We start from the raw sequence: 15,390 nt of genomic DNA on the forward strand, positions 1-15,390 counted from the left end.
CATATTCAGGAGTGTTGTAAAATAAATGTATCCGGAAGTTTTAGAGTAAACGGCAAATATATTTGTCGTTTACTCTAAAACCTGTTTTGACCATCTTACTACTTTATGATATGATAAAAACATAAAATCGGATTTATCCAAAAACAGCGCACTGTCTCATAGGCTTTCATGACAAACCATTGCGCAAAATGAGACAGCGCCCCGGCTATTTATATCTCAAACATCCGCCATACAAGGAGGCAGATATGTTTTTTAAAAAAAGTAAAAGACCATCGTCCCAATCTAATATGCTGTCTGATGAAATACATCAGCTGCACATAAAACAGGAAGATTGTATTCAGCGCATTGCCCGGATGCAGGAAAAACTGGACAGCGCCATTTCTCAGCAAAATATGAATAAAAAAATCCAGGAGGATCTCTGCGGGCAGCTCAATGAAAACACCCGGGAACTTCGGCAGCATCATATGGCCCTGGAAGATTTTCTTGACACGGTGGAGGAACAGTGCCAGTGCCACGAAAAAATTTCATCCCTTCAGAGTGATAATCAGGCGCTCCTCCAATCGTGCCTTCGCTATTATACCCTGCTCTGGAATATGGAAAATTCCGCTTCTTCACCATCTATTCCCGACAGCTTCATTGCTCAGCTTCGCACTTTCCATGAGCAGATGGAACCTGTCCTTCAAAAATGCGGCATACAGATTATTGATCAGACAGGAATTTCCGTAGACTACACGATCCATGAAGTCACTGCTGTATCAGATACCGGGGACGCGGCCCTTGACCGCAAAGTGGCGCAGATACTGACCCCGGGGTTCATCTATAAAGGCAATATTCATAAAAAAGCCCGGGTTCTGGCCTTTCGTCTGGCTGCAAAAGAGACAGAAATGCCTTCCGGTCACAGTATAGAAAAGAAAGGTGATTCCTTCAATGTCTGACACTATTACGCAAGATACGATCATCGGAATTGATCTGGGAACATCTACCACAGAAGCAGCGGTCATCAAAAACGGCCGTCCCGTGATGATCCTGAATTTTGACCACAGCGAAATCACGCCCTCTTTTATCGGTATAAATCCTGAAGGAAATTTTATTTTCGGAAATGAGGCAAAGGCATAGTATATCCTGTCGCCGAAAGACACTGTGCGGGAGGTCAAACGAAAAATAGGCAGCAATGAATCCATTTTAATGGGCGGCAAAGCCTACACCCCATCAGAGCTATCGGCTATGCTTCTCGGCTATGTCAAGAGTTATGTTAACTCATATCTTGGCACAGATATTCACCGGGCAGTGATCTCTGTCCCAGCCTACTTTAATGACACCCAACGCCAGGAAACTATCGCCGCCGGAACAGCCGCCGGTTTTTCAGTGGAACGCATCATCAACGAGCCTACAGCGGCGGCCCTAAGTTATGGCCTTGGTCATATAGATGATGAAAGCCATATTCTCGTTTATGATCTTGGCGGCGGCACATTTGACGTCACCCTTCTTGAAATGTTCGCCGGCGTTTTGGAAGTCAAGGCCAGCAGCGGAGATAACCAGCTTGGCGGCAAAGATTTTGACCAGTGCCTTATGGACAGTCTCATCCAACGCTTTTATGACCGCTATAATATCCGCCTTGAGAAAGATCCGGCCGCTCTGGCCCGCGTCAAAGAGGCGGCGGAGCAATGCAAGATTGCCCTGAGTTCCGATGATGAATACCGGGTATATCTTCCCTTTATCGCTCAAAAAGACGGTGAAAGCCTTGCCCTTGACGAAACTGTCACCTGCCGGGATTTTGAAAACATGATCCGTCCTTTTATTGACCGCACCCACCATCCTATCGACATCGTTCTGTCTGACAGCGGCGTCCGTCCTTCTGAAATTGACCATATCCTTCTTGTGGGAGGTTCCACCCGGATCCCTCTGATTCATCAGGATATTGAAAGCTACCTTGGAAAACCGCCCTGCTCTCCGGTAGATCCCGATTTTGCCGTAGCCCAGGGCGCGGCCATCCAAGCCGGTATTCTCAGCGGCGCCATCTCCGGGGATGACAGCCTTATGATGACCGACGTCAATCCCTATACCCTTGGTATACGTGCCCTGCACGGATTTAATGACAACTATATGAGTGTTATCATACCGAGAAACGTGACTATTCCCGTCACAAGACAAAACCGTTTTTTTACATCTTTTGATATGCAGACAGAAACGATCATTGAAGTTTACCAGGGCGACAGCCCTGTGGCTACCCGCAACCATTTTCTCGGATCATTTAAACTTTCCCACATTCCCCCCGGCCCCGCCGGCGATGAAAGTATTGACGTGGAATTTTCCTATGATCTTAACGGCCTTCTTAAAGTCAGCGCCATCATCAGCAGCACAGGCGCGTCTGCCGGTATCGATATTGATATGACTTCCATGCCCCATCCCGAACAAAGAGAGGACGTCAGCGGATGGAAGGAGTCCCGGGAGGCCGGCGCCTACCGGACTATCATCCGCCGGGCCGAAAAAGCATTAAAGCGGATCAGCTCCCGAAAAGGGTTTGAAAATCTTGAGCAGCAGCTTGACCAGATGATTTATGAGTTGAAAAAATCTCTTATCCACGATGATGGACAGTCCGATGAGTATGAGGATATTATTCAGGATTTGCTGGATCTCATCAATGATATGCAATCCACTGCAGTGGAGGATGAAAAATGACCCGTGAAGAAGCATTAAAGCAACTGGGACTGGAGCATGACAGCGACGCCCTGTCCATTAAAAAAGCCTATTTTTCCATGATCCGGAAATTCCCCCCGGAAAAGGACCCGGAACAATTTAAAAAAATCCGCGAGGCTTATGAAATTCTCCAGAAACCGGAAAAAGATCCCGCCCAAAATCTTCCGGAACCCAAAGAGCCTTTCGCAAAAAAAATGCTGGCCGCCCTTCTGGAGGCAGAAAACTGTGATGATTTCCAATACGCGGCGGAGATCGCAGCTGAAGCCTTCCATAAATTTCCCAGCGAGGATATCTTTTTATACTATATGGCCTCCAACTGGCGCAGGGCGGGCTTCCCCGGAAAGGCTGTCAAAGCATGTGAACAGCTTGTAAAGAAGTATCCGGATACTCCCGCCTATCTCCGGGAAATGGCTCTCTGCTATGAAGAACGGGGATACTCTAAAAAAGCCACGGCGGCTTTTGAAAAAGCAATGAATGCCGGATGTAATGACCTGGATTTCCTTTTAAGTTATTCCGCAGCCTGCCATGCAGGAGGAAAATTTGATAAAACCGCCGACATTTTACATAAGGTCATCACCGGGCATCCTCACCCGGCAAAAGAAGATGTGCCCCTTATTTTTGACGCCTGGGGAGGGATCATCTCCACAGCATTGCACAGCGGGAAAAATGATCCTTTTATTTCTGAACATTATGAAATACTGCGGGACTTTTTCAGAGATAATATTCTTTATATTAACGCTGGGCCTACGATCCTCGCATCGTTCTTTATAACGCTGGGTCATATATGGCCCTCAGACGATACAGAGCGCCTTATGGCGCTGCTGAAAGAAATTCTCCCCCGGGCGCTGCCGGATATTTCGGAAGAGCTTCTCAGAGAAATTGAAAACAGTTTTAGTCAGTCCAAACTTTTCGCAGATCCCAGGCTCAGCGAATTTACAAAAGACGCCTGTGGTTTTATTGACAGTGCAAAAGAGGAGGATATGGAAGATCTCTCAAATTTTTTACGCCTTGATCTTATGGTCAGTTTTCTGGAACGAGGAAAGGAGATTTTGCCCGAGCTGGAAATTATAAAGAAGGAGTATCCGGAATACTTTACGTTTCTTCGGGAAGTTTATGAGCTTCTGAAAAGCGGACGGAATCTGGATTACTACAAGTCCAGATATATGAAAGACTATGAGCGAAAATATAAATACTTTGATAGCGGTCTTTTTAAAATGTATTTTCCGGATAAAATCTCCGCAAAAACCCGTCTGGCCGCCGAAAGCTACGCCGACTTTGACACCTATGAGGCTCTGGATTACCATATCTCCCCGGAGGAGCTATGGGACAAGCCTTTTGACGAACCATTTGTCCGGGGAGGGAAAAAAATCGGGCGCAACGATCCCTGCCCCTGCGGAAGCGGGAAGAAATATAAACACTGCTGCGGACGCGGCAAATAATCTCATAAAAACAGCAGCCCCTCCTTCTGAGAACGACTGCTGTTTTTTACTGTATTATTCATTTTACCGCTAAACGGTCGGGATTTCCTCGTCCGACTTTTTATCCAGGTTATTAATATACTTTTTCGTCTCCTTTACAATTACCGGCGAAAGCAGCAGCACAGCGATCAGGTTGGGGACCGCCATAAACGCATTTAGAATATCCGCAATGCTCCACACCACATCCAGGGCGATCACCGGGGCGATAAGGGCGACAGTGACATATAAAAGTCGGTAAGGAATCAGGATCTTCTTTCCGAGACAGTACTCAAGACACCGCTCCCCGTAATAGGCCCATCCAAGGATAGTGGAGTAGGCGAAAGAGATCAGGCCAATGACAAGGACAATGGGACCGACTACAGGAATCTGATCAAAGGCAATGGTCGTCAACACGCCGCCATCCTCAATAAAACCGATATCCAGACTTGAACTTTTCATAATGGTAGTCACAAGGACAATACCTGTCATAGCGCAGACAACGACTGTATCCCAGAAAGTTCCTGTGGAGGATACAAGGGCCTGACGTACCGGGTTGCGGGTCTGCGCCGCCGCGGCAGCGATAGGCGCAGAACCCATGCCGGATTCGTTGGAGAAAAGCCCTCTGGCCACACCGGCCCGCAGAGCCAGCATAATACCGCCGCCGGCAAAACCTCCTGCAATAGCCTTGGGCGCGAAGGCAGACACCACAATGGTCTGGAGGGCCGGGATAATATAGTTATAGTTCATAGCAAGGATGATAATACATCCGGCCACATAAAAAATCGCCATAAAGGGCACCAGTTTCTCGCATACCCGTGCAATCGCTTTCAATCCGCCAAAGACCACAAGGGCTGTAGCCAGGGCCACGATAACTCCCACCACAGCCTTGGGCACGCCAATATTCTCATTGCAGACAGTGGCAATAGCATTGACCTGTGTGGCACAGCCGATACCAAAAGAAGCCAGACCGCCCAGGACAGCAAAAATAATTCCCAGCCATTTCATATGAAGCCCCCGTTCAAGGGCATACATGGCGCCGCCCTGCATGCGTCCGTCTTTCGTTTTTACTCTGTATTTTACGGCAATCAAAGCCTCGCTGTACTTTGTAGCGATACCGAGAACTCCTGAAAGCCAACACCAAAGCACAGCTCCAGGGCCGCCCATGGCAATAGCCGTCCCTACACCGACAATATTTCCCGTTCCGATAGTGGACGCCAGGGCAGTTGTCAGAGCGCCAAACTGGCTGACTTCCCCTTCGGCCTCCGGATCTTTGGTCACTGACAGCTTTATGGCTGTCCCCAGCTTTCTCTGAATCCCTTTTGTGCGTATGGTCATAAATAAGTGGGTTCCCATAAGTAGTATGATCATGGGCCAACCCCACACCGCAGCGTCAATTTCATCTATGATCTGCGCAAATAGTTCCATCTCTTATCCCTCCATTTATCTGTAAGCATAACTTTATGGCCGGCGCAAATGACCTTTAGCCCAGACATCACCATATGAGAGCCGGCAGGCTGCCATAACCGCAACTTATTATCCCGTAAGCGGACAAAGGTCTGCCATACAAGGACATATAACATATAATAACCTGTTACACATATTTTTGCAAGAAAAAAATAGAACAGCTTCACATTGGATAGCATCCTCTGTAAAACTGTCCCATTTTATATGCCATATATATAGCACTGTTATTTTCGATCACACAAAATTCACCCTATGTAAGTGAATAAAATTACATCTCATCCTGCATAGCTCTAAATTTTGCAACATATTCATCGAATCTAGGATAGCGGTCCTTACGTCCCTGCTCTACCTGATGTTCGAGAACACCTGTAAATTTCAGTCGGCTGCGATCCTGCTCTTCCTTGGAAAACTCAACGGAAACTTTGTCCCCGTCAACTTTGAGAGTACCGTAAATACCACAAACCGGACAGCAAACAGTCGTTGTGCCGTTTAATGTCATCTCTTTGCAGTGGCATACCGGACATACACCCGGTTCGGATTCCCATGTAATCTCGCTTGTCTTCTTATCAAGGCTCTCTACAATACGGGTACCAATACGTTTGGACTGTTCAATCAGTCTTGCCTGATTATCCGGCACATAGGAGCCGTAAGCGTCTAACTGGTCTACAACCTTCATATTCAGGCTCATGCCAAACAGGTTCATTCCCGGAATACCGTAGGATACCCAGTGAGGTGTTGTAGCGCCGCCAACAGAAATATAAGATACAAGGTGACGTTTCAGGCAGTCCGGATTTAATTCCTCTCCGCCGGTATCTTTGCGCAGCTCGTTTTCAAAGAGCATATAGGCTTTGTCATGAGCCGGTCCGAAACGGTCGATAAAGTTCTTCATTTGTCCTGTAGGCGCCAGTACATAAACCGGTGCAGCTACGATAATAGCGTCAGCGGCCAAAACAGCGTCAGAAAGGGCCTCATAATCATCCTTCTGGATACAGCGGATCTGACCTTTTCCGCTCTGAAGCATGCGGGAGCATGCGCCGCATCCGATACAATGCTTAATATCCAGCTTCATTGCGTCGATAATCTCTGTTTCAGCGCCGGCTGCTTTGGCAGCCTCCATAGCCGCGTTAAGAAACTTCTTGCAGTTTCCGTTAGCACGGCCAAAATTCAGACCCAGTACTTTCTTTGTCTCGCTCATAGTTTTCTCCTTCCATCTATTTCACTCGTCAGACAAAATTGTCCTTCCCCCGTGTCTGTTTTCCCAAACAGGAACAGACTTGGCGGTTATATTTATTATATAAAATTTCACAACAAAATTAAAGGGTGTTTTTGGTCTGATTATGTCCTAATTTCGTCTTTTATATCACTTTAAACTCTATCTCCCTTAAATCCGACAAAAATTAATATCAAATATTAAACCCTGCCCCTCAAGACAAACGATAGCGCGCTCTGCCTTAGGCGCAGGGTTTTTATCTTCTGTACACACAGGATTCCTCATCATTTTTTATATCTATCCGCAGACAAGTGCTGCGGACATACTCTGCGGTTTCCTGTGATACTTCTCACCTTCTCTTTAGTTTTTCCTGTCACTTAGCAGCACACAGTCCAAAAGACCGTCACATGTTTATGCGGAACGTCTCCATGGAATCTGCTTTTGCCGCGGCCCTCAGCCACTCTTTAAGCACAGTTTCATCTTCCTGTCCTTCAATCTTTAACCGGATGTCTTCGGGAATCTCCCCAAAATTACTCAAAAGATTCAGCACAGACTCCTTTAAAGCTTCCCGGCGTCCCTCGCTCCGGCCTTGCTGCAGACCTTCCTGAAGGCCCTTCTGAAGGCCCTCCTGATGTCCCTGTCGCCATTTGTTCCTAAGCTCGATCTCCAAACGCATAAATCTCGCCTCCCAGTCACGGCTGGCCTTGATCCGCTGAATCCTCCTGTCCAGTCCGGCGATAAAGCTGTCCCTTGCAGGTTGATCGGGCTGTCCTACATATTTAAGGAAATCAGCCAACGCAGCGGACACTCCTTCATCATTGCGCCCTTTCGTACTGAGAAAAATGGTTTTCTGCCCCTGGTTTAAAAGACTCCCATTCTCACGGCACACCATTTCATAAGTATAGCGATAAAGCTGATCGGGCATCCAGGCAAAGTCACAGATAAAAATCACGTATGTATCCGGAAGCTCATCATAGGATTCCCCGGACAGCAACGGACACCATGGTAATCCGGATGGTAGGACATCGTCTTTTCAGTGATCACGGTCACATGTAAAATTTTTGTTTCCAGGACAATCTCTAACAGCTTACGGCACTGATTCTCATCAGACATTACTGCCGCAAACATAAATGCGTCCTTAATGGTCAGATCCTGAAAGTTTCTTTGCATTTCTTCCTCCTGCTCTTATTTGAAGAGGAATCCTGTATTTAAAGTATATAAGAAAAATCGGCAAAATGCAAATATAATAATGCCTGTTTTACGAATAGCGCGGGACATCAGGAAAGAGACGGCTCCTCAGCTTCGCCGTCGTTATCCGTTCCGTGAACTGCCGGCATAACGATGGTCGCCTTAAAGAGATCCCCGTCCAGATAAATTTTAAATGTACCTCCATGGAGCTGGACAAGGCTCTCCGCGATGGAAAGGCCAAGGCCGCTGCCCTCTGTGGTACGCGAAGCGTCCCCCCGGACAAAGCGCTGAGTCAGCTCATCAGCGGTAATATTTAAAGGTTCCTGAGAAATATTTTTCATAATAAAACAGACGCTGTCCTCATCTTCGTAGAGGTCAACATATACTCTGGAGCCGGTCATGGCATATTTAAAGGCGTTGTTAAAAAGATTATCCAGCACCCGGTACATCCGCCGCCCATCGGCCCAGATTAGAATAGGCTCCTGATGTGACCGGGTAACAAGTGTAAGCTGACGCTGGCTATATTTTTCCACATAAGTCCCAGCCACCTGCATGACCAGCTCATTAAAATCAATGGTGTCACATTCCAGAGTAATATTTCCGCTGGACGCCCTGGACGCTTCTACAAGATCTTCAATAAGCATCTTCAGCCGCTGGGATTTACTGTCAAGAATATCAATATATTCCCGCTCCGGCTCGTGGGTAATGTTCAGCCGTTTTAAAAGATCCACATAATTTATAATCGACGTGAGCGGCGTCTTTATATCATGGGACACATTAGTAATAAGGTCCGCTTTCATACGCTCGCTCTTAACGCTCTCATCCACAGCCCGGTTCAGTCCCTGACCGATGTTATTAATGTTATTGGCAAATTCCAGAAAAACGCCGCTTCCCATATCTTTTGTGTCGATTTTATATTCCAGATGGCCGGAAGCAATCTCACTGGCCCCCTTGGCAATATCCTGGATAGCCATGAGCTTTCGCCCGACATAAATAAATTCGCAGCAGTAGATGACCGTCACCACAATAAAGAAGAAGAAGGAGTTGCCCCAAAAAGCCAGCATCATTAATATGAAATCCGCGATTCCCAGGCCAAGGATCACAGAAATATACTTGCGCATTAAGTTATTGTTGATCATACCCTGATAGATCACCTTGTAAAAGCCGTGGAACAGCTTAAAGATCAGCGACTGACTAATAAAATTATGGGTCTTTCCACGTCTGGCCAGACTGTACACGCAAAACATGGCGGCCATATAGGCAGGGATCGCAAGAACACCGGAAGTAACAATATCTCCCACAGACCTTCCATCCATGGTCCATCCCACAAAAAGGATCACGGCGATCACAAAAAGAAAGAACACACAAAACATAATGGCTAAGGCGATCTCCGTATAAATCTTGTCAAACCACATCAGATGAATCTGATCATCCGCCGGCTTCCATCCAGCCGCCAGGATCGTATAGATCAGGCAGACCACAAAGATCACAGCCGCCGCAACAGCCCCGAAAAACACTATATACCTGACGTTTTCAAAAGTCTGACAGATCTGAAAGTGCATATAAAAGCTGTCACCCATAACGAGAGTTTCCGGCACGTAGACAAAGATATATCCAATCTTATCCCCCAGATTTTCATTGCCAAAAAGGAAGCTCTGAGAATGGATAAAATTGCTGCCGTTTTTGACAATCGCCCCGCCGCTTTGCATAGACGATGAAGTCTCCTCCACAGGATACAGATTCAGGCCGGAAATATCCATACTGTAATAATAAATCCGCGCCCCCTCGGTATCCGTCTGGGAGGACACGGACTCCGGCGTCACGGAATAATTCGGACTTTCCATAATCAGTCCGCCCTCTTTATTATAGATAGCGTACTGGAAATTAGCGTATCCGTCCATATAATAACTTCGCCAGGCCTCCATCTCCTCAAGATCATTATAGATATTCTGATCATTCCACTCATGAATCGTGGAAAGGAGCAGGTTTGTCGCTGACATATAGTCGTCAAAAAACAGATTTGACACGAAATAGGAATTTTCCCGGTTCTCATCAGCATTCCGGTCCATTCCAAAATAGATTTCTACATAAAGGCAGACGTAAATTACAGCCGCGATCATCACGGCAAAAGAGCCGAACATGAGGAAATGGGCCAGTATCTTCAAAGGCAGGCACCGTCTCAGCCGCTTATCATCCATAACTTCTCCTTTCCATGAACCAGTATCAGTTCAGATTTTCCACTTTATATCCAACACCCCATACCACTTTCAGATACCGGGGTTCTTTTGGATTGATCTCAATTTTCTCACGGATATGGCTGATATGGACAGCCACCGTGTTATCTGCCGCCAATGCGTCTTCTTTCCATATATTTTCATAAATATCTTTGGTGGAAAAAACCCGGCCTTTATTGCTCACAAGAAGTTTTAAAATATTATACTCAATAGGAGTCAGCTTCACCGGCTCACCCATCACTGTCACTTCTTTGTTCGTATCGTCGATGACCAGATCACCCACGGAGTAAATTTCTCTGGAATCGTCCTTCTTAGCGTTGCCAAAAACTGTATAACGGCGAAGCTGGGCCTTAACCCTGGCCAGCAGTTCCATAGGATTAAAAGGCTTGGTAATATAGTCGTCCGCGCCGATATTTAATCCAAGAATTTTATCGTTGTCCTCCGATTTAGCCGACAGGATAATGATCGGAACGCCACTTTTTTTGCGGATCTCCAAAGTCGCCCTTATCCCGTCCAGCACAGGCATCATCACATCAATAAGGAGAAGATGAATCTCTTCCTTATCAAGAATATCCATGGCCTCCTGCCCGTTGTATGCCTTAAACACATTATATTTTTCACCGATGAGATAAATCTCAATGGCTTTAACAATTTCTTTATCATCGTCACACACCAGAATATTATACATATCTATAGCCTCCCTCAGATCTGCCTCATTTTTGCGCCCGCGCCGGTCATATACCGGTACCCGATGTCGATTAATATTTTATATTAATTTTTTTAAGAAGTAGCGGCAAAAGCTTAAATAATTTTTAAAATTATAGGAAACGTCATAATAATTTTTATTATGACGTTTCCTGCGCCGATTTTTGCTGCACAAAGCGCAGATCTTTCCTTGCAAAAATCGTGCGCATCCCCCCGGAGGGTTTATAGTAAACGACAAATATATTTGTCGTTTACTATATAACAGTTCAGCCACCAGGGACGGTCGGGCTGGCTTTTGCGCAAGCATCAACCCCCGTCATCCCTGACGGCTGAACTGAACAATTTTACCTCTCCTTATTGGCAAACTTTGTATAGTTTGGCAGCCATACCAGCTCCACTGTGCCGATAGGGCCGTTTCTCTGTTTAGCGATGATGATCTCTGAGATATTTTTCTTATCAGTGTCTTTATTGTAATAATCATCTCTGTAAATAAACATAACCACATCCGCGTCCTGCTCGATAGCTCCGGACTCACGCAGGTCAGAGAGCATGGGGCGGTGATCCGGCCGGGTTTCACAAGCCCGGGAGAGCTGTGAGAGGGCGATGACCGGAGCGTTGATTTCTCTGGCAAGAGCTTTTAAAGACCGGGAAATATCAGAAATTTCCTGCTGCCTGGACTCGGATCTTCCGCCGCCGGTCATCAACTGAAGGTAGTCAATGATCACAAGGCCAAGATTATTTTCCAGCTTATATTTACGGCACTTAGACCGTAGTTCTCCAATAGAAATACCTGGGGTATCGTCGATGATCAGCGGCGCCTGACTGATAATCCCCGCGCTTTCAATAAGTTTCTCCCAGTCATTTTGAGTCAGGTTGCCGGTACGCATAGACTGGGAATCCACCTTAGACTCCATGGACAGGACACGATTGATCAACTGATCCTTGGACATCTCCAGACTGAATATGGCTGTAGGCACTTTGTTGCGCACACAGATATACTGAGCCAGATTTAGTACAAAGGCCGTCTTTCCCATAGAAGGGCGGGCCGCCACAAGGATCAGATCCGAGGGCTGCAGACCGCTGGTTTTATAGTCCAGATCGTAAAATCCGGTAGAGATTCCTGTCACCGTACCTTTGTGGCGGGCCGCCATCTCAATCTTATTGATGACACTTAATACCACGTCCTGGATAGGAACAAAATCATCCACCGACTTTTTCTGGAGCAGATCAAAGATCCTCTTTTCCGTGGTCTCCATAATGGTTTCCACCGGCTCCTTGTCCAGGTAACACATGTTGGCAATCTCCTCGTTGGCCCGGATGAGCCGGCGCAGCGACGATTTATCCGCCACAAGCTGAGCATACTGTTTCACATTTACAGAAGTCGCCACGTCATTAAGCAGATCGCTTAAAAATTCCACGCTGGACAATTCTTCCGGAACATCTTTTGTTTTAAGAGATTCCTGGAGTGTAATGAGATCCACAGGAATATTTTTATTATTCATCTCCACAATGGTATCAAACAATATTCCATATTGGCGCTGGTAAAAATCGTCCCCGGTGATCATCTCGGCAGCGGTAATCACCGCGTCAGGGTCCATAAGCATGGAGGCAATGACCGCCCGCTCCGCTTCGCCGTTATGGGGAAGTATCCGCTTAATTAACGCTTCATCCATAACCTTTACGCTTCCTTAACTTTCACTGTGATCTGGGCAGTCACTTTAGGATGCACTCTGTAGGGGACAATGGTTGTTCCGAGAGTGCGGATAGGCTCGGCAAGCTGAAGCTTTTTCTTATCAATATCAACGCCAAGCTGCTCTTTTGCTGCCGCAGCGATCTCCTTTGTGGACACAGAACCGAAAGTCTTTCCGCCCTCGCCGGTTTTAATGGAGACAGTGACAGACTTGTCTTTCATATCTTCAGCAAAGGCTTTGGCTTCCTCCAGGATCTCTTTGGCAATCTTTTCCTCGTTGGCCTTTTTAAGTTTCAGGTCATTGAGATTTTTTGAAGTTGCCTCAACTCCCAGTTTTTTAGGCAGGATAAAATTTCTGGCATATCCATCGTTTACATTTACAATTTCACCTTTTTTTCCAAGGGATTTCACATCTTCAAGCAAAATAACTTTCATTTATATCTCTCCTTCATTTTTCATTCTCCGGACTTCAGCTTTAACTTTGGCCATCGCCTCTAAGACAGATATGTCCTGGAGCTGGGCCCCGGCAATGGCACTGTGTCCGCCGCCGCCAAAATGCTCCATAATCAACTGTACGTTGACTTCCTCCATGGATCGGGCGCTGATATAAACTACGCCTTTGACCTCCGTAAAGACAAAAGATGCCTTAACGTCCGTAATGTTTAAAAGCTCGTTGGCCACCTGGGCGCCTACCACAGTAGGCGTCTCAATATTCCCCGGAACGCACTGGGTCATAGCAAACTCGTGATCAAAAATTTCTGCCTTACTGATTGCGTCCGCTTTGACCCGGTATGTCTCCATATCTTCCCTGAACATCATGCGTATCTTCAAGACGTCAGCGCCGTTTTTACGCAGGTAGGCCGCGGCCTCAAAGGTCCGCACACCGGTTTTATTGAGAAAATTATTAGTGTCGATCATCAGCCCGGCATACATGGCGTTGGCCTCCTCGGACCGCAGCTTAATGCCATCACTGATATACTGGAGGATCTCCGCTACCATCTCGCTGGCCGATGAGGCGTAAGGCTCAATATAGGAAAGCACCGCGTTCTCAATGCTCTCGCTGCTCTGGCGGTGATGGTCCAAAATAACAATGCTTCGGGTAAAGCCTAAAAGATCCGGACATTCTGTGTAAGACGGACGGTTCACGTCCACCACAACGAGGGCTGTGTTCAGATCAACGATCTCCCTGGCCTGGGCCTCTGTGAGAAACATATCGCTGTCGTAATAGGAATTATTTTCAAAACATTCTTTCAGCGGCCGCACCGTCTTAGTCACTTCATTTAAAACTACATAGGCTTTCTTATTCAAAGCCCTGGCGATACGATACACCCCCACAGAAGCGCCGAAAGAATCCACATCACCGATCTTATGGCCCATGATCACCACCTGATCCTTGCCCTCAATAAGCTGCTTGAGAGCGTGAGCTTTCACCCTGGCACGAACGCGGGTGCTTTTTTCCACCTGTTTTTTCTTTCCTCCATAGTAGGAGATCTTCTCCTTCTCTTTCACAACCGCCTGGTCACCGCCACGGCCCAGCGCCAGCTCAATGGCGTTCTTTGCCCACTCGGCGGACTGGGCGTAGTTGGCAGCATCAGCGCCGATACCAATACACAAAGTCACAGCCATCTCATTACCTATATTGATCTCACGGACCTCATCCAGGAGGGAAAACTTCGTGCTTTGCAACTGACGCAGATACCGGTGCTGAATTACAAACTGATACCGGTCCTTCTCAATTTTCGTCACGATAGCGTCGTAATTCTGCATATATTTTGTGATCTTCCGGTCGATGAGGGCCGCCAGAAGAGAACGGCGCACTTCCTCTGTACTGTTGAGCGCGTCTTCATAATCATCAATAAAAATGACCCCGCATACCAGGCGCTGTTCCTGATTTTCCCGGATATAATTGCGGATCTGAGTCTCATCAAACAGGTACATGGCAATGAGGACATTCGCCTCTCCTGTATCCACAAGGGCATTATTGGATGAGAAATCCGTAAGGACAATGCGCTCCAGCTCTGCCCTGAAATAACTGTCCTTAAACGTTATGGGAATAATAACCTTATCCTGGTCTTTAGGCAGCTTATCGCTGGTCACCTCAGGAAAAATATGGTCGACACCCTTGACGCCGGATTTATCCTCGGTCAACTCATGAAAACTTTTATTGGCCCACAACAGGTGTCCCTGCTCATCCAATACGCCATAAGGTACCTGGAGATCATAAAGAAGCGCCTTCTGCACCTGGCCATATTCCAGAGCGAAATTAACCAGTTCTCCGATAATTATGGGACGTATCCGTGAATAGATCAGAAGTGCCGCAATGGCATAGCACACCAGTCCGGCTAACGCAATAAAACCACATTTATAGTCCACCACAAAGATCCCGATGGTCATAACAATGAGCAGACAGCTTAAAATCATAGGCCAGCGCAGATAAGATTTCAGCGGTCCTTTCAATTTCACCTGATTCTTCATGCTTCTTCCTCACTTTCTCTTACATAACCTCCGCTCTGTGGCTATTATACTATGACCGCTGCCGCGGTCATAGTATGGCTGTGCCCAGATGCGTACTTTCGCGCTAAGGTACGCTCGCTTTGCTCGCGGCGCGAAAGACGCGGTATAATAGCCACTATGTGGCTATTATACCATGACCGCTGCCGCGGTCATAGTATGGCTGTGCCCAGATGCGTACTTTCGCGCTAAGGTACGCTCGCTTTGCTCGCGGCGCGAAAGACGCGGTATAAG

At 46.9% G+C, this 15,390-nt stretch carries 13 protein-coding genes; 4 read left to right on the forward strand and 9 right to left on the reverse strand.

Annotated features, from left to right (window positions below; all coding sequences use genetic code 11):
- The first annotated feature begins 245 nt into the window (after positions 1-245).
- From grpE to HNP82_RS18815, 4 genes are read left to right on the forward strand one after another with little or no spacing between them, the layout of a single operon-like run.
- A complete protein-coding gene (gene grpE, locus HNP82_RS10085; RefSeq protein ID WP_183773976.1) occupies positions 246-935 on the forward strand; it encodes a nucleotide exchange factor GrpE in 690 nt (229 codons plus the stop codon).
- Positions 928-1,116 carry an Hsp70 family protein gene (locus HNP82_RS18075; protein ID WP_243164728.1) on the forward strand — a complete coding sequence of 63 codons (189 nt, stop codon included), beginning with the start codon at positions 928-930 and terminating at the stop codon, positions 1,114-1,116. Before grpE ends, HNP82_RS18075 begins: the two co-directional genes overlap by 8 nt.
- 24 nt (positions 1,117-1,140) lie before the next feature.
- On the forward strand, positions 1,141-2,679 hold the full coding sequence (locus HNP82_RS10090) for an Hsp70 family protein (RefSeq protein ID WP_330599531.1): 1,539 nt from the start codon (positions 1,141-1,143) through the stop codon (positions 2,677-2,679).
- Positions 2,676-4,136, forward strand: a complete 1,461-nt coding sequence (locus tag HNP82_RS18815; protein ID WP_279288909.1) for an SEC-C metal-binding domain-containing protein — start codon at positions 2,676-2,678, stop codon at positions 4,134-4,136. The genes HNP82_RS10090 and HNP82_RS18815 overlap by 4 nt, the downstream gene beginning before the upstream one ends.
- Positions 4,137-4,205: 69 nt before the next feature.
- Here HNP82_RS18815 and HNP82_RS10100 read toward each other — a convergent pair whose 3' ends face one another.
- From HNP82_RS10100 to HNP82_RS10140, 9 genes are all read right to left on the reverse strand, one after another.
- Entirely contained in the window at positions 4,206-5,579 is a 1,374-nt protein-coding gene (locus tag HNP82_RS10100; protein WP_183773979.1) for an alanine/glycine:cation symporter family protein, read from the reverse strand.
- Between the two features lie 307 nt (positions 5,580-5,886).
- Positions 5,887-6,813 (reverse strand): flavodoxin family protein, encoded by a 927-nt coding sequence (locus HNP82_RS10105; RefSeq protein ID WP_183773983.1) that lies wholly within the window; start codon positions 6,811-6,813, stop codon positions 5,887-5,889.
- A gap of 418 nt (positions 6,814-7,231) precedes the next feature.
- Complete coding sequence (locus HNP82_RS10110) at positions 7,232-7,780, reverse strand: RpnC/YadD family protein (RefSeq protein ID WP_183773986.1); 549 nt, start codon at positions 7,778-7,780, stop codon at positions 7,232-7,234.
- Positions 7,777-7,998 (reverse strand): hypothetical protein, encoded by a 222-nt coding sequence (locus tag HNP82_RS10115; RefSeq protein ID WP_183773989.1) that lies wholly within the window; start codon positions 7,996-7,998, stop codon positions 7,777-7,779. The genes HNP82_RS10110 and HNP82_RS10115 overlap by 4 nt, the downstream gene beginning before the upstream one ends.
- 107 nt (positions 7,999-8,105) lie before the next feature.
- The gene (locus HNP82_RS10120; RefSeq protein ID WP_183773992.1) at positions 8,106-10,214 is read right to left on the reverse strand and encodes a sensor histidine kinase; all 2,109 of its coding nucleotides are present in this window, start codon (positions 10,212-10,214) and stop codon (positions 8,106-8,108) included.
- 25 nt (positions 10,215-10,239) lie between these two features.
- Complete coding sequence (locus HNP82_RS10125) at positions 10,240-10,938, reverse strand: response regulator transcription factor (protein WP_183773995.1); 699 nt, start codon at positions 10,936-10,938, stop codon at positions 10,240-10,242.
- A 361-nt stretch (positions 10,939-11,299) separates the two neighbouring features.
- On the reverse strand, positions 11,300-12,628 hold the full coding sequence (gene dnaB / locus HNP82_RS10130; RefSeq protein WP_183773998.1) for a replicative DNA helicase: 1,329 nt from the start codon (positions 12,626-12,628) through the stop codon (positions 11,300-11,302).
- Between the two features lie 5 nt (positions 12,629-12,633).
- The gene (gene rplI / locus HNP82_RS10135; RefSeq protein WP_183774001.1) at positions 12,634-13,080 is read right to left on the reverse strand and encodes a 50S ribosomal protein L9; all 447 of its coding nucleotides are present in this window, start codon (positions 13,078-13,080) and stop codon (positions 12,634-12,636) included.
- Positions 13,081-15,120, reverse strand: coding sequence for a DHH family phosphoesterase (locus HNP82_RS10140; protein ID WP_183774003.1), 2,040 nt, complete (start codon positions 15,118-15,120; stop codon positions 13,081-13,083). It abuts the gene before it with no gap.
- Positions 15,121-15,390 lie beyond the last annotated feature (270 nt).

This window comes from Catenibacillus scindens (genome assembly GCF_014202115.1).
GTDB classification, from domain to species: domain Bacteria; phylum Bacillota; class Clostridia; order Lachnospirales; family Lachnospiraceae; genus Catenibacillus; species Catenibacillus scindens.